Annotated in this window: 17 protein-coding genes and 1 pseudogene; 1 reads left to right on the top strand and 17 read right to left on the bottom strand. The window is 70.0% G+C overall.

Translation table 11 applies throughout. From position 1 onward, the window contains the following. Positions 1-24: 24 nt before the first annotated feature. The gene (hisD, locus tag ARTHRO9V_RS08960; protein WP_159826704.1) at positions 25-1335 is read right to left on the bottom strand and encodes a histidinol dehydrogenase; all 1311 of its coding nucleotides are present in this window, start codon (positions 1333-1335) and stop codon (positions 25-27) included. A 33-nt stretch (positions 1336-1368) separates the two neighbouring features. Between hisD and ARTHRO9V_RS08965 the strand changes: the two genes are divergently transcribed. Further along, the gene (locus ARTHRO9V_RS08965; protein WP_159826706.1) at positions 1369-1887 is read left to right on the top strand and encodes a flavin reductase family protein; all 519 of its coding nucleotides are present in this window, start codon (positions 1369-1371) and stop codon (positions 1885-1887) included. A gap of 65 nt (positions 1888-1952) precedes the next feature. Here ARTHRO9V_RS08965 and dnaE read toward each other — a convergent pair whose 3' ends face one another. From dnaE to ARTHRO9V_RS09045, 16 genes and pseudogenes are all read right to left on the bottom strand, one after another. Further along, a complete protein-coding gene (gene dnaE / locus ARTHRO9V_RS08970; protein WP_056047386.1) occupies positions 1953-5417 on the bottom strand; it encodes a DNA polymerase III subunit alpha in 3465 nt (1154 codons plus the stop codon). A gap of 98 nt (positions 5418-5515) precedes the next feature. Then, positions 5516-6439, bottom strand: coding sequence for an RluA family pseudouridine synthase (locus tag ARTHRO9V_RS08975; protein WP_159826708.1), 924 nt, complete (start codon positions 6437-6439; stop codon positions 5516-5518). Further along, complete coding sequence (gene lspA, locus ARTHRO9V_RS08980; protein ID WP_236556988.1) at positions 6436-7107, bottom strand: signal peptidase II; 672 nt, start codon at positions 7105-7107, stop codon at positions 6436-6438. Before lspA ends, ARTHRO9V_RS08975 begins: the two co-directional genes overlap by 4 nt. A 4-nt stretch (positions 7108-7111) precedes the next feature. Further along, the gene (locus ARTHRO9V_RS08985) at positions 7112-7888 is read right to left on the bottom strand and encodes a DivIVA domain-containing protein (RefSeq protein WP_159826710.1); all 777 of its coding nucleotides are present in this window, start codon (positions 7886-7888) and stop codon (positions 7112-7114) included. A 145-nt stretch (positions 7889-8033) separates the two neighbouring features. Continuing rightward, positions 8034-8336, bottom strand: a complete 303-nt coding sequence (locus ARTHRO9V_RS08990; protein WP_056045042.1) for a YggT family protein — start codon at positions 8334-8336, stop codon at positions 8034-8036. Between the two features lie 93 nt (positions 8337-8429). After that, positions 8430-8956, bottom strand: a pseudogene (locus tag ARTHRO9V_RS08995) (cell division protein SepF). 37 nt (positions 8957-8993) lie between these two features. Then, the gene (locus tag ARTHRO9V_RS09000; RefSeq protein WP_159826712.1) at positions 8994-9692 is read right to left on the bottom strand and encodes a YggS family pyridoxal phosphate-dependent enzyme; all 699 of its coding nucleotides are present in this window, start codon (positions 9690-9692) and stop codon (positions 8994-8996) included. A gap of 6 nt (positions 9693-9698) precedes the next feature. Continuing rightward, positions 9699-10859, bottom strand: a complete 1161-nt coding sequence (ftsZ, locus tag ARTHRO9V_RS09005; RefSeq protein WP_043594926.1) for a cell division protein FtsZ — start codon at positions 10857-10859, stop codon at positions 9699-9701. 138 nt (positions 10860-10997) lie between these two features. After that, positions 10998-11819 carry an FtsQ-type POTRA domain-containing protein gene (locus ARTHRO9V_RS09010; protein ID WP_236556990.1) on the bottom strand — a complete coding sequence of 274 codons (822 nt, stop codon included), beginning with the start codon at positions 11817-11819 and terminating at the stop codon, positions 10998-11000. A 367-nt stretch (positions 11820-12186) separates the two neighbouring features. Next, positions 12187-13617 (bottom strand): UDP-N-acetylmuramate--L-alanine ligase, encoded by a 1431-nt coding sequence (murC, locus tag ARTHRO9V_RS09015; protein ID WP_056045036.1) that lies wholly within the window; start codon positions 13615-13617, stop codon positions 12187-12189. Further along, a complete protein-coding gene (locus tag ARTHRO9V_RS09020) occupies positions 13614-14729 on the bottom strand; it encodes a glycosyltransferase (RefSeq protein ID WP_159826716.1) in 1116 nt (371 codons plus the stop codon). Before ARTHRO9V_RS09020 ends, murC begins: the two co-directional genes overlap by 4 nt. Next, a complete protein-coding gene (ftsW, locus tag ARTHRO9V_RS09025; protein ID WP_159826718.1) occupies positions 14726-16033 on the bottom strand; it encodes a putative lipid II flippase FtsW in 1308 nt (435 codons plus the stop codon). The genes ARTHRO9V_RS09020 and ftsW overlap by 4 nt, the downstream gene beginning before the upstream one ends. Beyond that, a complete protein-coding gene (gene murD / locus ARTHRO9V_RS09030) occupies positions 15990-17555 on the bottom strand; it encodes a UDP-N-acetylmuramoyl-L-alanine--D-glutamate ligase (protein WP_159826720.1) in 1566 nt (521 codons plus the stop codon). Before murD ends, ftsW begins: the two co-directional genes overlap by 44 nt. After that, entirely contained in the window at positions 17552-18655 is a 1104-nt protein-coding gene (gene mraY / locus ARTHRO9V_RS09035; RefSeq protein WP_043594922.1) for a phospho-N-acetylmuramoyl-pentapeptide-transferase, read from the bottom strand. The genes murD and mraY overlap by 4 nt, the downstream gene beginning before the upstream one ends. After that, positions 18652-20058 (bottom strand): UDP-N-acetylmuramoyl-tripeptide--D-alanyl-D-alanine ligase, encoded by a 1407-nt coding sequence (gene murF, locus ARTHRO9V_RS09040; RefSeq protein WP_159826723.1) that lies wholly within the window; start codon positions 20056-20058, stop codon positions 18652-18654. Before murF ends, mraY begins: the two co-directional genes overlap by 4 nt. Beyond that, entirely contained in the window at positions 20055-21605 is a 1551-nt protein-coding gene (locus ARTHRO9V_RS09045) for a Mur ligase family protein (RefSeq protein WP_056045031.1), read from the bottom strand. The genes murF and ARTHRO9V_RS09045 overlap by 4 nt, the downstream gene beginning before the upstream one ends. Positions 21606-21609 lie beyond the last annotated feature (4 nt).

Consider the following 21609-nt stretch of genomic DNA (forward strand, 5'->3'; position numbering starts at 1 on the left):
CGGATCACGGAGGCCCCGCCCAGCTCAGGGGCGCGACAACCGAGCCGCGACGGCCTCGCCGTGGGCGGGCAACAGCTCGGCGTTCGACAACGCCACGAGCCGCTCGGCCACGGCACCCAGGGCCTCGGCGTCGTACCGGACGATCTGCTGGGGTCGGAGGAACGTGAACGCCCCGAGCCCCGACGAGAAGCGCGACTGACCACTGGTGGGCAGGACGTGGTTCGACCCGGCGAGGTAGTCACCCAGGCTGACGGGCGTGTCGGGCCCCACGAAGATCGCTCCGGCGTCGGTGATGTCGGCCAGGACCGCGTCGTCGTCACGGGTCTGGACCTCGAGGTGCTCGGGGCCGTAGGCGTTGCTGAAGGCAGCAGCCTGCCGGAGGTCGTCGACGAGGACCACCGCCGACTGCCGACCGGAGAGGGCCGTCCGGACCCGGGCGGCGCTGAGGGTGCGGGGCACGAGCCTGGTCAGTTCGGAGACGACGGCCTCGGCGAAGCGCGCGGAGTCCGTCACGAGGACGGCCGAGGCCTCCTCGTCGTGCTCGGCCTGACTGATGAGGTCGACGGCGACCAACGTGGCGTCCGCCGAGTCGTCCGCGATGACGAGGATCTCGGTCGCACCGGCCACCGAATCGATGCCGACACGACCGCGCACGAGTTGCTTCGCCGCGGCGACGAAGTTGTTGCCGGGACCGGTGATGACCTGGACCGGCTCGAGCTCGAGCTCGGGAACGCCGTAGGCGAGCGCGCCGATCGCTCCGGCACCCCCGATCGCGTAGACCTCGTCGATGCCGAGCAGGCCGGCGGCACCGAGGATGACGGGGTGGACTCCCCCGCCGTGTTCGCGCTGCGCCGGAGAGACGAGGGCGATCGACGACACCCCCGCGACCTGCGCCGGGACGACGTTCATCACCACGCTGGAGGGGTACACGGCCTTGCCGCCGGGGACGTACACGCCGGCCCGCGTGACGGGCTGCCACCGCTGCTCGATGGTCGCCCCCGCCGCCGGGCGGGTCGTGGTCGGTGCCGGGACCTGGGCGCGGCTGGCCTGGGTGACGCGCGCGATCGACTCGACCAGCGCCTCCTTGACCAGCGGGTCGAGGGCCGCGACGGCCTCGTCGATGGTCTGCGTCGTGACGCGCAGGGCATCGGGACGGACACCGTCGAAGCGCGCGGCCTGGTCCCGCAGTGCGGCCGCGCCCCGCTCGCGGACGTCGTCGACGAGTCGCCGGGCGGCGTCCGTCGCGGCGCCCACGTCGGCGTGGGACCGGGGGACGAGGTCGAGCAGCTGGGCGTGGGTCGGCGCGAGACCGCGCAGATCTGTGGTCTGGATCATGGCTCGTCCAGCCTAGTCAGTAGGGTCGGGAGCATGACGGACGACAACGCGGCTGCTCCGCGGCCCGACGACTCTCTCGAGGTGTTCAAGGAGGCCTTCCGACGACACGCCGCGGGCGTGGCCATCGTCACGGCGCGTGACGGCGAGGGCACACCGGTCGGGTTCACGGCGACGTCGCTGGCGTCGCTGGCCGCCGTGCCGCCCCTCGCGACGTTCAACATGGCCAGGACGGCGAGCTCGTGGCCCGCCGTCTCGGAGACGGACCAGGTCATCGTGCACCTGCTCGGCCTGCGCAACCGCGACCTCGCCCGCCGCATGGCGGGACCCGCCGCCGCACGCTTCGCGGGCGACCACTGGACCGACGGTCCGAACGGGATACCTCTGCTCGCGGGCGTGACCGCGTGGATGACCGGGACGATCGTCGAGCGGGTGCCCGTCCACGGCAACGCCGTCGTGGTCGTGCGCATCGGAACCGGCGGGGTGGGCGAGGACGACGACGCCCTGCTGTACCACGACCGTCGGTACCTGAGACCGGTCCACCTCGAGGACTGACGCCGAACGGGTGCCGGGCGCCGGAACCGGTCGGGGCACCAGGAGCCGCCGGAGCACCGGCCACCTCAGACGAGGCAGCCGGGGCCCAGCAGGCTCTTCAGTTCGCCGAACAGGTCGGCCGTGACGTCGACCGGCATGGGGATCTCGAAGACCCGTGCGGCTTCGCCCTTGACGAGTCGGAGACGGACTTCGGTGCCGCCGGCGTGACGCCCGAGCACCGCTGCCAGCTCGGTGACCGTGTCGTGCGTCGCCCGGTGCTCGGGCATCTGCAGGAGCAGCGGCCCGTGGTTCACGCCGACACCGAGATCGGGCATGAACATGCTCGCGGCGTGCATGTTCATGCCGTCGTCGCGGACGCTGACCCGACCCTTCAGGACGATGATCGAGTCCCCGACGAGCGACGGCCCGAATTCTTGGTAGGTCTTGCCGAGGAACATGGCGGAGATCTCGCCCCCGAAGTCCTCGACGGTGATGATCCCGTAGGGGTTGCCCGAGTTGCGTGCGACCCGGTGCTGCACGCTGGTGATGAGCCCCGCTATCGTGACCGTCTCGCCGTCGATGGTCGCGGGGTCGCTCGCCAGGATGTCGGTGACCGTCGTCTGGGCATGCTTGGCCAAGGGGAGCTCGAGGCCCGCGAGCGGGTGGTCCGAGACGTAGAGGCCCAGCATGTCGCGCTCGAAGGCCAGCTTGTCGCGCTTGGACCACTCGGGACGTTCGGGCACGTGCTGGACGTCCTGCGGCTCGTCCCACAGGGAGTCGAAGTCGAAGCCGACCTGACCGTTCGCCTCGGCCCTCTTCTCGCTGACCGCCGCCTCGACGGCGGACTCGTGGATCTCGACGAGGGCACGCCGTGTCGATCCCAGGGAGTCGAATGCGCCGGCCTTGACGAGCGACTCGACGGTGCGCTTGTTCGCCACGGGGAGCGGCACCTTGCGCAGGAAGTCGTGGAACGAGGTGAACGCCCCTTCTTTCTTGCGCGCGGCGATGACATGGTCGACGACGTTGAAGCCGACGTTGCGCACGGCACCCATGCCGAAGCGGATGTCGTCGCCGACGGCCGCGAAGAAGCCGATTGATTCGTTGACGTCGGGCGGCAGCACCTTGATGCCCATGCGGCGACACTCGTTGAGGTAGAGACCCAGCTTGTCGCGGGAGTCCCCCGTGCTGGTGAGCAGGGCGGCCATGTACTCGGCCGGGTAGTGGGCCTTGAGGTAGGCCGTCCAGTACGAGACGACGCCGTACGCCGCGGAGTGCGCCTTGTTGAAGGCGTAGTCCGAGAAGGGCAGCAGGATGTCCCAGAGCATCTTGACGGCATCGGGCGAGAAGCCGTTGTCGAACATGCCCTGCTCGAACCCGGCGTACTGCTTGTCGAGCTCGGACTTCTTCTTCTTGCCCATGGCCCGCCGGAGGATGTCTGCCTGACCGAGCGAGAAGCCGGCGACCTTCTGCGCGATGGCCATGACCTGCTCTTGGTAGATGATCAGCCCGTAGCTGGTCGACAGGATCTCTTTGAGCGGCTCTTCGAGCTCGGGGTGGATCGGGGTGATGTCTTGCGCGCCGTTCTTGCGGAGCGCGTAGTTCGTGTGCGAGTTCGCGCCCATGGGCCCCGGGCGGTACAGCGCGATGACGGCCGAGATGTCTTCGAAGTTGTCGGGCTTCATCAGCCGGAGGAGCCCGCGCATGGGCCCGCCGTCGAGTTGGAACACCCCGAGCGTGTCGCCGCGACCCAGCAACTCGTAGGCCCCCCGGTCGTCGAGCTCGAGGTCTTCGAGCACGAGGTCGAAACCGCGGTTCGTCTTGATGTTGTCGAGGGCGTCGTTGATGATCGTGAGGTTGCGCAGCCCCAGGAAGTCCATCTTGATCAGGCCCAGCGACTCGCAGGCCGGATAGTCGAACTGCGTGACGATCTGCCCGTCCTGCTCGCGCTTCATGATCGGGATGATGTCGATGAGCGGATCGCTCGACATGATGACGCCTGCCGCGTGCACGCCCCACTGACGTTTCAGGCCCTCGAGCCCCAACGCCGTGTCGAAGACGGTCTTGGCCTCGGGGTCGGACTCGACGACTGTCCTGATGTCGCCGGCCTCTTTGTAGCGCTCGTGCTGCTTGTCGAAGATGCCGGTGAGCGGGATGTCCTTGCCCATCACGGCGGGGGGCATGGCCTTGGTGAGCTTCTCACCCATGCCGAAGGGGAACCCGAGCACCCGTGAACTGTCTTTCAAGGCCTGCTTGGCCTTGATGGTGCCGTACGTGACGATCTGGGCGACGCGTTCGTCTCCGTACTTCTCGGTGACGTACTGGATGACCTCGCCGCGACGACGGTCGTCGAAGTCGACGTCGAAGTCGGGCATGGACACGCGATCGGGGTTGAGGAACCGCTCGAAGATCAGACCGTGGCGCAGAGGATCGAGATCGGTGATGCGCATGGCGTAGGCGGCCATCGAGCCGGCCCCCGAACCACGGCCCGGACCGACCCGGATGCCGTTCTCCTTGGACCAGTTGATGAAGTCGGCGACCACGAGGAAGTAGCCGGGGAAGCCCATGCCGGTGATGACGCCGATCTCGTATTCGGCCTGCTTGCGCACGTCGTCCGGGATGCCCGCGGGATAGCGGTACACGAGCCCCTTCTCGACCTCTTTGATGAACCAGGTCTCTTCGGTCTCGCCCTCGGGCACCGGGTAACGCGGCATGTAGTTGGCCGAGGTGTTGAACTGCACGTCGCAGCGCTCGGCGATGAGGAGCGTGTTGTCGCAGGCCTCGGGGTGGTCGCGGAAGAGATGCCGCATCTGCTGGGCGGACTTGAGGTAGAACTCGTCGGCGTCGAACTTGAACCGGTTGGGGTCGTTCAGCGTCGAGCCGGACTGGACGCAGAGGAGAGCAGCGTGGCTGGTCGCGTCGTGCTCGTGCGTGTAGTGGAGGTCGTTCGTCGCGACGAGGGGCAGGTCGAGGTCTTTCGCCAGGCGCAACAGGTCGCCCATGATCTGCCGCTCGATGCCGAGCCCGTGGTCCATGATCTCGGCGAAGTAGTTCTCGCGGCCGAAGATGTCGCGGAAGTCGGAGGCCGCCTTGAGCGCTTCGTCGTACTGGCCGAGCCGCAGGCGGGTCTGGACCTCGCCGCTCGGGCAGCCGGTCGTCGCGATGAGGCCCTCGGAGTACTGGGAGAGCAGCTCGCGGTCCATGCGCGGCTTGAAGTAGTAGCCCTCGAGCGAGGCCCGGGACGAGAGCCGGAACAGGTTGTGCATGCCCGTGGTGTTCTCGGACAACAGCGTCATGTGCGTGTAGGCACCGGAGCCCGACACGTCGTCTCGTCCACCGTCGCCCCACCGCACGCGAGTCTTGTCGCCCCGGTGCGTGCCCGGCGTGATGTAGGCCTCGGTGCCGATGATGGGTTTGACGCCCGCCTCGGTCGCCGTCTTCCAGAAGTCGTACGCACCGAACACGTTGCCGTGGTCGGTGACCGCCACCGCGGGCATGCCCTGGGCGGCGGCCTCGGTGACCAACGGTTTGACCCGGGCGGCGCCGTCGAGCATCGAGTACTCGCTGTGCACGTGCAGATGGACGAATGAGTCTTTGCTCGAGGCCACGGGGCTCCTCGTCTGGTGGTGGATCTGGCGACTAGGGGAACAGCCTAACCGTGACGGAGGACGTCGAGGGCGTGCTGCAGGTCGCTGGGATAGGTCGAGCGGTAGACCACCGGCTCACCCGTGCCGGGGTGTCGGAATCCGAGCTGGACGGCATGCAGCCACTGCCGCGTGAGACCGAGGGTCGCCGACAGCGTCGGGTCGGCTCCGTAGGTCGCGTCACCGACGCAGGGGTGTCGCTGGGCGGCCATGTGGACGCGGATCTGGTGGGTCCGACCCGTCTCGAGGTGGATCTCGAGCAACGACGCCGACGGGAACGCCTCGACGGTCTCGTAGTGGGTGACCGACGGCTTGCCGTCGACGACCACGGCGAACTTCCAGTCGGACGACGGATGCCGCCCGATGGGTGCGTCGATCGTCCCGGTCAGCGGGTCGGCGTGGCCCTGGACGACCGCGTTGTAGATCTTCTCGACGGTGCGTTCGCGGAAGGCCTGTTTGAGCAGGGTGTAGGCCCGCTCGGTCTTGGCGACGACCATGAGGCCGCTCGTTCCGACGTCGAGGCGGTGCACGATGCCGGCACGCTCGGACGCGCCCGAGGTCGACACGGTGAAGCCCGCGGCGGCGAGTCCGCCGAGCACGGTCGGTCCCGTCCAGCCCACCGACGGGTGTGCTGCGACTCCGACCGGCTTGTCGACGACCACGATCTCGTCGTCGTCGTGGACGACCGCCATGCCGGGCACCTCGACGGCGACCACGGCCGGTGCCTCACGCGGTGACCATGTGACGTCGAGCCACGCACCGGCCTCGAGCCGGTCCGATTTGCCGACCGTGCGCCCGTCGACCGTCACCCCGCCCGAGGCGGCGACCTCGGCCGCGAAGGTCCGGCTGAAGCCGAGCAGCTTGGCCAGGGCGGCGTCGACACGTTCGCCGGCGAGCCCGTCGGGGACCGGGAGGGCACGAGTCTCGCTCACGAGGCGCTCCGGTGATCGGCAGGAGGCGCCGTGTCGACGGGACCGCCGGGCTCGTCACCGGACGTGCCCGGGTCGCCGACGGCCCTGGAGCCGGCCACTTGAGGGTCGCCGTCGCGACCGTCGCCCGCCGGTCGAGCCGACTTGCCGGCGCTCGGCGTGCGCGTGCCGTCGAGCCCGATGCCCAGCAGCGTGAGCAGGAGGAGCAATCCCATGCTGGACACGATGAAGACGTCGGCGACGTTGAAGATGGCCGGCAACAGGGAGGGGAAGTAGATGAAGTCGACCACGTGCCCCTGGCCGAACGACGGCTCTCGGAGCAGGCGGTCCGTCAGGTTGCCGAGGGTGCCGCCGAGCAGCATGCCCAGCATGATCGACCAGGCCAGCGATCGGATGCGTCGGGCCACGACCAGGATCGCGACGGCGACGCCGGCGGCGGCGATCGAGAAGATCCACGTCGACCCGCTCGCGAACGAGAAGGCGGCACCAGGGTTCTTGACGAAGTGCAACTGGAAGAACTCGCCGACGACGTCGACGGAACCCCCTTCGACGAGAGTCCGGGTGACCAGCAGTTTGGTGCCCTGGTCGAGGCCGTAGGCCACGACAGCGACGAAGGCCAGCGTCGCGAGAACGCGGACGCTGGCCTTCGTGGCGGGCTTGTCGCTCGACAAGTCCTTAGTTCGAGCCGAAGCCCTGGGCGCTGGCCGGAGTGGGCCGCCCGGCCTCGCCGGTGCCCTCGCCGTCGAGCTCGTGCAGCTGACCCTCGATGTAGCTCTTGAGCTTGGAGCGGTAGTCGCGCTCGAACGAGCGCAGGTCGTCGATGCGACGCTCGACGCTCGAACGCTCGGTGTTGAGGCGGTCGAGGATCTCGCGCTGCTGGGTCTCGGCGGCACCGATGATGTCGCGGGACTTCGTCTCGGCCTCGGCGACGACCTCACGCTGGCGGGCCTCGCCCTCGGACACCAGCCGGGCCGCGGTCGCGTGGCCTTCGGCGATGAGCTGGTCGCGCTTCTCGACGCCCTCGCGGACGTGCTCTTCGTGCAGACGGCGAGCGAGCTGCAGCAGGCTGTTGGTGCTGCTGGTCTCGTCGGCCTCGGACACCGCGGGGGCGGAGTAGGCCGGAGCGGACGCGACGGCAGCGGGGGCCGCGACGACGGGCTCGGACTCGACGACCGGCTCGGGCTCGACGGCCTCGGGCGCCGACGCGGGAGCCGGTGCCGACGCAGGAGCCGGCGCGCTGGACACCGGAGCCGAGACGGGAGCGGCCTGCGCCACGGGGGCGGAGTCGCCGGACGAGAGGCGCTGACGCAGCTCGTCGTTCTCCTGGTTGAGACGTCGCAGCTCGGCGACGACCTCGTCGAGGAAGTCGTCGACCTCGTCTTGGTCGTATCCCTCGCGGAACTTCGTCGGCTGGAACCGCTTGTTGACTACGTCTTCCGGCGTCAAAGCCATTGCCGTCACCTCGTGCATCTGTTGGATCGTGTGATCGTGGTCTGGGTCGTTCTTCTACACCGTAGAGGAGCGGGGCCCGGTCGGGCCGGGATCGTGCCGTTCGGGCGCTGCAGTGAGCCTACCCTGTCGTCCACGGACGACGTGGTCAGCCGAAGGTGCGGAGCCCGGAGGCGACGCTCATCAGGATGATGACGGCCAGCATGATGATGCTCCAGCCGAAGTCGAGCGCGACCGATCCGAGGCGCACGGGGGGCAGGATCTTCCGCACGCGGCGGATGGGCGGGTCGGTCACCGTGTAGGCCACTTCGGCGATGACGAGCACCGGCCCCTTGGGGCGCCACCCGCGGCTGAACGACTGCGCGAGGTCGAGCACGAAGCGGGCCCACATGAGCAGGAAGAAGATCAGCAACGCGTAGTACGCGATCGTGGCGATCAGGTAAGTGATCATCGGGGGGTCATCAGCTCACACGAGTCGGCGCGAGGAGACTCGCGGACGGGCAGGTCGTCACGTCGACGCAGAGGAGCCGCGACGACGGACTCGTCACGACTGGGCGAAGAACGACGCTTCGATGTCGGATTCTACCTCAGCCTGATCACCGCTCACCGCGATGTGCGCCGGCGACAACAGGAAGACCTTGTTGGTCACGCGCTCGATCTTGCCGTACAACCCCTGCGAGAGACCGCTGGCGAAGTCGACCAGACGACGGGCGTCCGCCTCGGTCATCTGCGACAGGTTGATGATCACCGGGATGCCGTCACGGAAGCTCTCGGCGATCGCCTGGGCGTCCTTGTACTCGCGGGGGTGGACCGTCAGGATCTCGTTCATGTCGTGGGGCACCGTGTTCTTCGGGGTCGAGGAGCGACGCAGCGGCGTCACGGGGGCGCGGGGGTGGGCGCGGGGGCGGCGGGAGCCGAGTGGACCGGGGCGACGGGAGCCGGAGCCTGGGCGGCCGCCTGCGGTCGCGGCGACTGCTGGGGCTGCGCTCGTTCGTGAGGCTGCTCGTCGTACTCGAGCTCTTCGTCGGCGAGGCCCAGATAGACCATCGTCTTGCGCAGCGGGTTGGCCATGGTGTTCCTCCGAGTCAGTGGATCGTCAGGACCGACATTAACGAGCATCGGGGCGAGAACCCGTGATTGCCGTGCCGATCCGTAGGTGTGTCGCGCCCTCGGCGACAGCCTCGACGAAGTCGGGAGACATGCCGGCCGAGATGGCGACGGCCGTGGTCTCGAGGGACCGCACCCTCTCGGAGATCGCACGGAGGCGCGCGAAGGCCGGACGCGCCTCCTCACCCAGGGGGGCCACGGCCATGACGCCGCGCAGTCGCAGCCCCGGGGTCGAGAGCACCCGCTCGGCGAGCCGCTCGACCTCGTGCTCGGCCACTCCCCCGCGGCCGGGGTCGTCGGTCAGGTTGACCTGGACGAATCCGTCGACGAGGGACCCGGAGTCGTCCGAGAGCGCATCGACGACCGAGTCACGGTCGAGCGAGTGGACGGCGTTCGCGTAGCGCCGGGCCTGGCGCGCCTTCTTCGACTGCAACTGGCCCACGAAGTGCCACCGGAGTCCGTCGAGGTCGTCCAATTCGACGGCCTTGGTCTGCGCCTCTTGGTGACGGTTCTCGCCGACGTCGCGGACCCCGAGGGCGTACAACGCCCTGATGAGGCCGGGCGGATGGAATTTCGTGACGACGATCGTCGTGAGCTCGCCCGGAGAGCGTCCCACAGCGGTGCAGGCGTCGTCAACGGCCGCGGCGACCCGGGCGAGACGCTCGCCCAGGTCGCCGTCGACACTCGTCGGATCGGTCACTCGTCGTTACTTGAGGAAGTCCGGGACGTCGAGGTCGTCATCACCGTCGTCGAAGGCCGGGTCGACGGCCTGGGTCGCGGGCTCTTCGGGCCGCTTCCACGCCGCGGGCTCGTGCGTCGCACCGCTGTCGGCGATGGCCGAGACGCCGGCGACCGAGGTCGCCGTGGGGCCGTCGGAGTCGACGAAGCTCGACCGGCGATCCTTCACCTTCGTCGAGGGCTCACCACCGTCGAACCCCGCCGCGATGACCGTCACGCGGACCTCGTCACCGAGGGTGTCGTCGATCACGGCACCGAAGATGATGTTGGCCTCGGCGTGGACGGCCTCCTGCACCAGGCGCGCCGCATCGTTGATCTCGAAGATGCCCAGGTTGGAACCGCCCTGGATGGACAGCAACACCCCGTGTGCGCCGTCGATGCTCGCCTCGAGGAGCGGGGACGCCACGGCCAGCTCGGCCGCCTTGATGGCGCGGTCCGCGCCCCGCGACGATCCGATGCCCATGAGGGCCGAACCGGCGCCCTGCATGACCGACTTGACGTCGGCGAAGTCGAGGTTGATGAGACCGGGCGTGGTGATCAGGTCGGTGATGCCCTGGACACCGGCGAGGAGCACCTGGTCGGCCGTGCCGAAGGCCTCCACCATGCTGATGCCGCGTTCGCTGATCTCGAGCAGGCGGTCGTTGGGGACGACGATGAGGGTGTCGACCTCGTCCTTCAGGGCGGCCACGCCGGCCTCGGCCTGGGCCTGACGGCGCTTGCCCTCGAAGCCGAAGGGCTTGGTGACCACACCGATGGTCAGTGCGCCGATCGACTTCGCGATGCGGGCGACGACCGGGGCCCCGCCCGTGCCGGTGCCGCCGCCCTCGCCTGCCGTGACGAAGACCATGTCGGCACCCGCGAGGGCTTCCTCGATCTCTTCGGCGTGGTCCTCCGCCGCGCGGCGTCCGACCTCGGGGTCGGCACCGGCGCCGAGGCCCCGGGTGAGTTCGCGACCGACGTCGAGCTTGACGTCGGCATCGCTCAACAGCAGCGCCTGGGCGTCCGTGTTGATGGCGATGAACTCCACGCCGCGGAGCCCGAGTTCGATCATGCGGTTGACGGCGTTGACGCCACCGCCGCCGACACCGACGACCTTGATCACGGCTAGGTAGTTATGGTTCGTTGTCACGTCCGGGCCTCCGCTTGAACCTTAACTCTGCAGTTGAAGGTTAAAGTTGTACATGGTATGCAAGTTCTGCAGTCACAAGGTATGGGTGTGCCGCAGGCGCTGTCGCCAGGGTGGCCAGCGTGTCGCGAACACACCCTCTCATCTCGTCCTGATGATCCCGTTGTCGGGCGCGGACACGTCGTACTCGACGCTCGCGCCCGGGTCGCGCCGGGCCTGGTCGGCGATGAGTCCGGTGAGCACCTGGGCCTTCTTCGCCGACTCGTCGGCGCTGCCCCACACGACCCGCTCACCCGAGGTGAGTTGCAGGGTCACGTCGTCGGCCGTCGACGCCGTCACGGTGTCGACGGTCGAACGCAACGTGACCGGCAAGGCCAGCAGCACCTCGGCCACCGAACGGTACGCGGGGCCGTCGAGGGCTGCTCCCCCGACGTCGACCAGGGGTACTCCCTCTTGCCGGGCGTCGAGCGTCTGGACCACGACGCCGGCCGGATCGACGAGGTCGAACCCCTCCCCCGCGGCGACCGTGGCGACGGGCTGCCGCTCCTGGATGCGCACGACGAGCGTGTGGGGCGGAGCGGTCTCGGTCACGTAGCTGGCGATCAGGGGGAACGCCCCGAGCTCGCGGGTGACCTCGTCGAAATCGATGAGGGCGAGGGGCGTGCCGAGCTGCCCGTCGAGGGCGGTCTGCACGGCCGCGGCGTCGACGCGGTCCGTCCCCTCGACACGGATGGTCTGCAACGACAGGAGCGGCGTGAACACGGCGACCGCGACGGACGCGACGAGGAGGAGCACGACGGCCCCGAGCGACACCAGGGTCGCCCGACGGTGTCGGCTGCGACGCGTGAAGCGACGGACCTCGACGCGCTCGACGCGCCTCCGTTCGCTCGATGCCCGACGCGCCTGCCGGCGTGCCGCGACGGCTCGTGCCTTGGCCTCGGCGGCCGTGCCGTCGGGTGCCACGATGCGCGGAGGCTCGGAGCCCCGAGGTGCGACCCGCCCGGGGTGATCGCTCGCGTCGGAGGTCGAGGGCTTCGTCAGGCGGTCCCGCCAGGCCGCGGGGGCTCCGGTGATCGACCCGAGGCGGCCCTTGATCGACGACGGGGACGACGGATCGGATGCGTCGGCGTCGGCCGCCCGCGAGTCACCGGCAGCACCTCGGGGAGGCCGCGAGGCACCGACGACGGGGACGGGCCCGGTGGCCTCCGGGTCCCGTCCCCGACGGCGTCGGTTGGGCGCCGCCGGAGGAGTCGGGGTGTGTTCTGGTTCGTCGAATCCGTCGGGCCGCTTCATCGGAGGGCCCCCGACACCACGGACCTGTCGTGACGAGTCACTCCGCGGAGTCCTCCGCGACGGCGACGACGGGTTCGTGGGCCGCGTCGAGTGAGCCGAGCAGTTGCGGCACGATGCGGTAGACGTCGCCACAGCCGAGCGTGATGACGAAGTCGCCCTCTCGAGCGACCTCGGCCGTCCGGTCCGCCGCGGCCTGCCAGTCGGACACGAAGTCGACGCGGTCGGGGTCGGCGAAGCGTTCGGACACCAGCGCGCCGGTGACGCCGGGCTCGGGGTCCTCGCGCGCGCCGTACACGTCGAGCACGATGGTGTGGTCCGCGAGTCGCTCGTAGGTCTCGGCGAACTCGCCGGCCATCATCCGCGTGCGGCTGTAGAGGTGGGGTTGGTGCACGGCGATGAGGCGCCCGTCGCCGACCACGGAACGCGCCGCCTGCAGCGCGGCGGCGACCTCGGTGGGGTGATGGGCGTAGTCGTCGTACACGCTGACGCCCCGCACGACGCCGTGCAGTTCGAACCGCCGCTCGGTGCCGCCGAAGGTCTCGAGACCCGCGATGGCGGCCTCCGCGTCGACGCCCAGGCCGACGAGGACCGCGAAGGCACCGGCGGCGTTGACGGCGTTGTGCCGCCCGGGCACGCGCAACTGCACGGGCCACGAACGACCCTCGGCGTGCAGGGTGAACGAGACAGGACCGGTCGTGGCGACGTCGCTCAGGCGGACGTCGGCGTCGGCGGCCTCGCCGAAGGTCACGACGCGCGGGTGGTCGAGGCGTTCGGTGACACGGACGGCACCGTCGTCGTCGCTCGAGACGACGACGAACTCGCGCGCTGCCGACGCGAACCGGACGAAGGCGTCGTCGAACGCCTCGTGCGAGCCGTAGTGGTCGAGGTGGTCGGCGTCGACGTTCGTGATCAGGGCGACCGAGGTGTCGTAGAGCAGGAACGAGCCGTCGGACTCGTCGGCCTCGACGACGAACAGGTCGTCGTCACCGCCACGGGCGCTGACGCCCAACGACTGGATGACCCCGCCGTTCACGAAGCTCGGGTCGTGCCCTGCGGCGAGCAGGGCGGTGACGATCATGCCGGTGGACGTGGTCTTCCCGTGCGCCCCGGCGACCGAGACGAGCCGCTGCTGCCCGACGAGCCAGGCGAGCGCCTGCGAGCGGTGCAGGACGGGCAGTCCCTTCGACAGCGCGAGCTGGTACTCGGGGTTGTCCTGCCAGAGGGCGCCGGTCACCACGAGCGTGTCGGCGTCGCCGACGTTGGCCGCGTCGTGGCCGATCGCGATCTCGGCGCCTGCCGCCCGGAGCGACTCGACGGCCGCGCTGTCGCGGGCGTCCGACCCGGTGACACGGTGGCCGGCGGCGAGGAAGACCCGGGCGATGCCGCTCATCCCCGAACCGCCGATGCCGACGAAGTGGACGGCACCGAGTTCGGCGGGGATCGGCTGGTCGAGGTCGGGTTTGATCATGATGTCTCGCTGAGGTCGGGGTTCGGGGAGGACGAGGAGGCGCGGCCCACGGCGTCGAGGACGAGGTCGACCGTGCGGTCGGTTCCGTCGCGCACCCCGACCGAGGCGGCGCGGACGGCCATGTCCGCCACGACGGCCCGGTCGAGCAGCAGGGGGACGAGCGTGCGCTCGACCCAGGCGGGCGTGAAGTCGGCGTCGGCGACGAGCAGTGCTCCCCCGGCACCGACGACGTCGGTGGCGTTGTGTCGCTGCTCGCCGTTGCCCACCGGGTACGGGACGAGCACCGAGGGCAACCCGAGCGCGGTGAGCTCGCTCACCGTGGCCGAGCCGGCCCGGGAGACGACGAAGTCCGCCGCCGAGAGCGCGAGGTCCATGCGGTCGCAGTACCGGAGGAGGTGGTGGCCGTCGAGGTCCGTCGAGGTGAGATCGGACTTCTCACCCGTGATGTGCAGGATCTGCCAGCCGGCGCCGAGCACGCTGACGGCCGCCCTCGACATGGTCTCGTTCAACCGCCGCGCACCGGTCGAACCACCCGTGACGAGCAGGGTCGGCCGCGCGGGGTCGAGACCGAAGGCCGCGACGGCCTCGTCGCGGTGGGCCCGTCGGTCGAGGGACTCGATCTCGTCGCGCAACGGCATGCCGACCTGCCGTCCGCCCCGGAGTCGGGTGGAGCGGAAGACGACGCCGACGTGGGACGAGAGGAACGAGCCGAGGACGTTCGCCATGCCGGGTTTCGCGTTGGCCTCGTGGACGACCACGGGCACCTTCGACCGCCAGGCCGCGACGTAGGCCGGGGCGGCTGCGTAGCCGCCGAATCCGACGACGACGTCGACGTCGTGCTGCGCGAGCACGGACCGGATGCCGTCGATCGCGCCGGCGAGTCGGCCGGGGAATCGCAGCGCCGCCGCGGAGGGCTTGCGGGGGAAGGGCAGCCGCGGCACGGTGAGCAGTTCGTACCCGCGTTGCGGGACGAGCCGTGCCTCGAGCCCCTCGGCGGTGCCGAGCACGAGGACGGTCGCGTCGGGTTCGCGCCGGCGGAGCCGATCGGCCACGGCGAGGAGGGGGTTCACGTGCCCGGCGGTGCCACCGCCGGCGAGGAGATACGTCGTCACCGCAGAGACCCTACCCGCTGTCGCGGGAGCCCCTGCGGCGTCGCGGACTCTTCGGGCACCCGGGCGAACGAGAGCACGACGCCGATGGCCACGAGCGTGACGATCAACGCCGATCCACCGGCCGAGATCAGCGGCAAGGGGACGCCCAACACGGGCAGCAGCCCCAGCACGACCGCGATGTTGACGAGCGCCTGACCGATGATCCACGCCGTGATGGCCCCGGTCGTCACACGGACGAAGGGGTCGTTCGTCCGGCGGATGATCTTGACGAAACCGACGGCGAGGACGATGAAGAGGGCCAACACGACCATCGCTCCGATCAATCCGAGCTCTTCGCCGATGATGGCGAAGATGAAGTCGTTGTCGGCCTCGGGCAGCCAGGACCACTTCGACTTCGAGTTGCCGAGACCGACGCCGAAGAGTCCCCCCGAGGCCAGCGCCCACGTTCCGTGCAGGGTCTGCCAGCACTCGGCCTGGTACTGGCTCGAGTCCGAGCAACCCGACAGCCACGCGGCGATGCGTGAGTTGCGCGAACTCGACCCCTGGGCGATCAGGGGCACGACCACCGCGAGGAACGCGAGGGGCGCCAGCAGGTAGCGCAGCCGGACGCCGGCGAACCAGACGGCCGCGAAGACGAGCAGGAGCATGATCATGGTCGTCCCGAGGTCGCCACCGAGCACGACGAGGCCGATCGCGACGCCGGCCACGGGCACGAGCGGGATCGCCAGGTGCTTCCAGTCGTCGAGCAGGTCGCGCTTGACCGAGAGGATCATGCCGAGCCAGATCGCCAACGCGAGCTTGACGGCCTCGGAGGGCTGCGCCGTGAACGAGCCGAGGTCGATCCAGTTGCGGTTGCCGCCGATCTCGTAGCCGAGGGGCGAGAAGACGAGCAGTTGCAGGACGATGGTCGCACCCAGGACGTGCCACGCCCAGCGCTTGAGGAACGACACCGGCAGCCGGGACACGATGAGCATGAGCGGGATGCCCACGGCCGCGTACGTGCCCTGTCGGATGAACGCGCCGAAGAACGACGTGTGTCGTGACGAGATGTACTGCTCGACCGAGGACGACGAGAGCACCATGACCAGCCCGAGCACGACCATGAACAACGTCGTCCCGAGGATGACGAAGTACGAGCCCGTCTCGGCGGCGAAGAGCTTCTTGACGCGGACGACGGCGCCGGCGGTGCGCTTCGAGGACCCCAGGCCGCTCGAGGCGTCGTCGGTCGGTCGGACGGGCCCGCGGCGCGTGCGGCTCGACTCAGTCGGCCGACGGCGCGGGAGGCTGGACGGCGGGTTGGCCATCGACGTCACCCCTCAAGTGTTCGTGTACGGCCTGGGCGAAGGATCGCCCTCGGGCCGTGTAGTCGGTGAACTGGTCCATGGACGCCGCCGCCGGGGCGAGGAGCACGGTGTCCCCGGGACGGGCCACGCTCGCGGCGAGGCGCACGGCCGTCGGCATCACCTGCCCAGTGTCGGTGGCGTCGACCTCGAAGACGGGGATGCCGGGCGCGTGTCGGGAGAAGGCCCGGCGGAGCGGCTCACGGTCGACGCCGACGAACACGGCCGCCCGGACGGCGTCCGTGGACTCGAGGACGAGCGGCTCGACGTCGACGCCCTTGAACAGGCCTCCGACGATCCAGACGACCGACGGGAAGGACGTCAGGGAGGCGCGCGCGGCGTGCGGGTTCGTCGCCTTGGAGTCGTCGACCCAGGTCACGCCGCCGGACTCGGCCACGACCTCGGTGCGGTGGTGGTCCACCGCGAAACCAGCGAGGGCGTCGCGGATCGAGACGGGAGCGACGCCCACCGCACGCACGAGCGCGGCGGCCGCGAGCACGTCCTCGACGAGGTGGTCGGCGCCGAGGCCGACGCCCTCGAGGGCCTCCCGGGTGGTCAGTTCGAGCGCTCGCGTGTGGCGCTCGGCGAGGAAAGCGCGGTCGGCCAGGACGGAGACCCCGTCGCCGGTCACGATGCCGACCTCGCTGGGCCCCGGGGCGTCGAGGCCGAAGCCCACGGCGCGGCAGCCCTCCTCGACGTCGGCTTCCTCGACCATGCGCAGGGTCGCCTCGTCCGCCTTGTTGTAGACGCAGGCCACGACCGTGTTCTCGTACACCTTGGCCTTCGCGGCACGGTAGGCGTCCGCCCCGCCGTGCCACTCGAGGTGGTCCGCCTCGAGGTTGAGACAGACGGAGGCTCGGGGCCGGAGGGCTCCGGCTCCCCCGGTCGGCAGGTAGTGCAGTTGGTGGCTCGAGAGCTCGACGACGAACAGGTCGAAGCCGTCGGGGTCGCGCACCGCGTCGAGGACCGGCACGCCGATGTTGCCGCAGGCCGCCACGCGGCGACCGTCGGCGCCGGCCATCGCCGACGCCAGCTGCGTCGTCGTGGTCTTGCCGTTCGTCCCGGTGACGAGCACCCACTCGGCCACGCGCTCGACCTTGTCGCGTACGCGCCAGGCCAGCTCGACGTCACCCCACACGGCCCTCCCCGAGTCGACGGCCCAGCGGACCAGGGGGTGGTGCGGGGCGAAGCCCGGGCTGGCCACGACGAGGTGCGCGTCGAAGGCCGTGAGCGTGGCCGACGGTGTGTCGGTGGACTCGACCTCGTCGAGACGGGCCCCGATCAGCTGCAGAAGCTCGGCCTTGTCGGCATCGACCGCGGGGGCCACGACGAGGACGTCGGCGCCCAGTTCGGCCAGGGTGTCGGCCACCGAGAAACCGGTCGCGCCGAGCCCGAGGACGACCACGCGCAGGCCCGACCAGTCGGCGTGCCAGCTGTCGAGCCCGGCGAGCCGCTCGGCGAGGGGGGCGGTGCTGCCGTCGCTCATGAGGTGCGGAGGATCCATTCGAGGTAGAAGGTGCCGACGCCGGCGGCGACGAAGAGCCCGGCGATGATCCAGAACCGGACCACGACGGTCACCTCGGCCCAGCCCTTGAGCTCGAAGTGGTGGTGCAAGGGGCTCATCAGGAAGATCCGCTTGCCCTTCGTGATCTTGAAGTACGCCCGTTGCAGGATCACCGAGCCGGTGACCACGATGAAGAGACCACCGATCAGCACGAGCAGGAGTTCGGTGCGGCTGAGGATGGCCAGGGCGGCCAGCGCCCCGCCGAGGCCCAACGAACCGGTGTCGCCCAGGAAGATCTGTGCAGGCGAGGTGTTCCACCAGAGGAACCCGATGAGGCCACCGCAGATGCAGGCGGCGACCACGGCCAGGTCGAGCGGGTCGGCCACCTGGTAGCAGGCCGCCCGCGTGGCCTCGTCGAGGCGCACGCTCGTGCAGAGCTGGTTGTTCTGCCAGAAGCCGATGAAGATGTACGACGCGATCGCGAGGATGGAGGCGCCCGTGGCGAGACCGTCCAGGCCGTCCGCGACGTTCACGCCGTTGGAGGTGCTGACGGTGATCAGGACGACCCAGATCAGGAACAGCCCGCCCCCGACGATGGTGCCGAAGAACATGAAGTCGAGCCAGGGGATGTCGCGCAGGCCCGAGATCATCGTCGACGCGGGGGCGAGCCCGCGATCGTTCGTGAACGAGAGCGCCAGGACGGCGAACACCGCCCCCACGACGACCTGCCCGGCGATCTTCGCCCACCCGCCGAGCCCGAGGCTGCGCTGGTTGCGCACCTTGAGGAAGTCGTCGAGGAACCCGACCACGCCGAGGCCGACCATCATGAACAGCACGAGCATGCCGCTGAGGGTGAGCTCGTCCCCGCCGACCAGGTGACCGATGAAGTAGCCGAGCACGGTGCCGATGATCAGGACGATGCCGCCCATGGTCGCCGTGCCGCGCTTGGTGTGGTGCGACTGCGGGCCGTCGTCGCGGATGAACTGACCCCACCCGAGACGGTGGAAGAGCTTGATGAACGCCGGCGTCATCAGCAGCGTGAAGGCGAGGGAGAACCCACCGCCGATCAGCAGCGCGATCATGCGGTCACCCCGGCCAGGCGGTCACCCAGGAGGCGCAGGCCGGCCGATTTGGACGACTTCACGAGGACGACGTCCCCGGCTCGCAGGGTGCCCTGCAAGAAGTCGTACGCCTCGTCGATCGTGTCGACCAGCACGCTTTCTCCGTCCCACGAGCCTTCGAGGCCCGCCGCCATGTGGATGTGTCGTGCCTCGTGGCCGACGACCACGAGTTGGCCCACGTTGAGCCGGACGACCAGGCGGCCGACGCGGTCGTGCTCGTCACGCGCGTACTCGCCGAGCTCGGCCATCTCGCCGAGCACGGCCACCGATCGGTGGTCGGGGCCGGTGATCTGGGCGAGGGTCTTCAACGCCGCGGCGACCGAGTCGGGACTCGCGTTGTAGGCGTCGTTCACGACCGTCACGCCGCCGGGCGCGTCCAGGACCTCCATGCGCCAGCGCTCGGCCCGTGTCACGCCCTCGAGGACCGTCACGGCCCGATCGAGGTCGACGCCCCATTCGCCGACGACGCTGAGGGCCGCCAAGGCGTTCATCACGTGGTGCTCGCCCAGGATGCGCAGCGTTACCCGGCGGCTCACGTCGCCGTGCTCGAAGGTGAAGGAGGTGCCCGACGCCGAGACGTCGATGTCGGACGCCCGGTAGTCGGCCGAGGGACCCTGACCGAAGGTGACGACCCGTGCGGCCGTCACGGCCGCCATGCCGGCGACGCGGTCGTCGTCGGCGTTGAGGACGGCCGTCCCCGTGGCGGGCAGGTCGGTCACCATCTCGGCCTTCGCCGCACGGGTGCCCTCGATGCCGCCGAAGCCGCCCGCGTGGGCGAGGCCGACCTTGAGCACGACCCCGGTGTCGGGACGGGCGATGTCGACGAGCCGGGCGATCTCGCCCGGGCCGCTCGCACCCATCTCGACGACGAGGTACTCGGTGGTCTCGTCGATGCGCAGCATCGAGATCGGGGCACCGACGTGGTTGTTGAACGACCCCTGGGGGGCGACGGTCGGCGCGACGTCGCCCAGTACCGCGCGGAGCATGTTCTTGGTGCTCGTCTTGCCGTTGGAACCCGTGACGCCGACGACCTTCAAGCGTCCGAGGCGCCGGACGTGGTCGACGACGGCGGCGGCGAGTCGGGACAGCGCGACGACCCCGTCGTCGACGACGACGAGCGGTGCGGTCGTCTCGAGTTCGCGCTCGGCGACCACGAGGGCGGCGCCGTTCGACGTGGCGGCATCGACGAAGAGGTGCCCGTCGGTGACCTCACCGCGCAGGGCGAAGAAGATCGACCCCCGGGTGACCAGACGCGAGTCGGTCTCGACCGTGCCGTCGACCGGGGTCGCGACCCGCGCCTCCTCGGGGTGGACCAGGCGCCCGCCGGTGATGTCGGCGATCTGGCGAGGCGTGAGCGCGATCATTCGGACCACCCGGCCTCGCGCAGGGCGGCACGGGCCTCGTCGCGAGCGGAGTACGGGGTGCGCTCACCACGGATGTCGCGGTAGTCCTGGTGGCCGGGGCCGGCCCAGAGGATCGAGTCGCCTTCTCGGGCCAGGGCCACGGCCGCCCGGATGGCCGCCTCGGGCGGGCTCACCTCGTGGATCTCGTGCTCCGGGTACGCCTCGCGGGCGGCGTCGACGAGCGTCTTGCGGATGGAGGCCGGGTCTTCGAAACGGGGGTGGTGGTCGGTCACGACGAGGATGTCGGAACCGGCCGCGGCCACCCGGGCCATCTCGCCGCGTTTCGTCGTGTCGCGGTCGCCGTCCGCACCGAACAGCATGATGACCTTGCCGGGTGTGAAGGTGCGCACCGCGGCCAGGGTGGTCAGGAACGCGTCGGGGCTGTGGCCGAAGTCGACGTAGACGCTCGGGCCGGTGTCGCCGGACACCCGCTCGGTGCGCCCGGGCAGGTACGCGACGATGCCGCCGTCGGCGTCGAGCGCCTGGCCGATGGCCTCGAGCTCGAAGCCCGCCTCGACCAGCATGACGATCGCCAGGGCCGCGTTCGCGACCATGTGCCACCCGATCAGCGGGACGCGCGTCACGAGCGAACGCTGCTCGGGGCCCGACAGACGGAACTCGGTGTAGGCGGCCTGCTCGTCGAGGATCTGGACCGTCCAGTCGGCCTCGACGTCGGGGAGGATCGTGATCGTCGTCAGGGGGATGCGGGCGTTGTCCACCACGCGTTGTCCGTAGGGCGAGTCGAGCGAGACCACGGCACGACGGGCACGGTCGGGCTGGAAGAGCGGCAACTTGGCCTGGAAGTACTCCTCCATGTCGGCGTAGTCGTCGAGGTGGTCGTGGCTCAGGTTCGTGAAGGCGGCGACGTCGAAGACGAGGCCGTCGACGCGGTTGCGGCTGAGTGCCTGGGCACTGACCTCGACGGCCACCGCGCGCACCTCGCTCTCACGCATGCGGGCCAGCAGGGCGTGCATCTCGCTGGCCTCGGGGGTGGTGAGGCGGCTGACGACGGTGAGGTCGCCGATGTGGCGCTCGGCCGTGCTGCTGAGGCCGGTGACGAGGCCCAGCTGTCGCAGGACGCCTTCGAGCAGGTACGAGGTGCTGGTCTTGCCGTTGGTGCCGGTGACCGCGAGGAGGAGGGGTGCGTCGTCGCTGTCCGTGCGGTAGATCCATGCCGAGAGCTCGCCGAGGGCCGCCCGGGGCGAGTCGACGAGGACGACGGGGAGACCGCTGGACCGGGCCAGCTCGGCCCCCGCGGCGTCGGTCAGCAGTGCGACCGCGCCACCGTCACGTGCCTGGTCGGCGAACTCGGCTCCGTGCCGGTGCGCACCGGGCACGCCCACGTACAGGTCGCCGGGGTGGAGGTCCGCCGTGCTCAGCGTGATGCCGGTGATCTCGATGCCGTCGAGGGAACCCTCGTGCTCGAGTCCGAACTCGCTGACCAGTTGGGCGAGTGACCTCGCCGACGGATGTTCCGGTCGAAGGACCGGGGGGATCCGGGCGCTCAAAGAA

This window comes from Frigoribacterium sp. 9N, from assembly GCF_902506305.1.
In the GTDB taxonomy this organism is placed as follows: domain Bacteria; phylum Actinomycetota; class Actinomycetes; order Actinomycetales; family Microbacteriaceae; genus Frigoribacterium.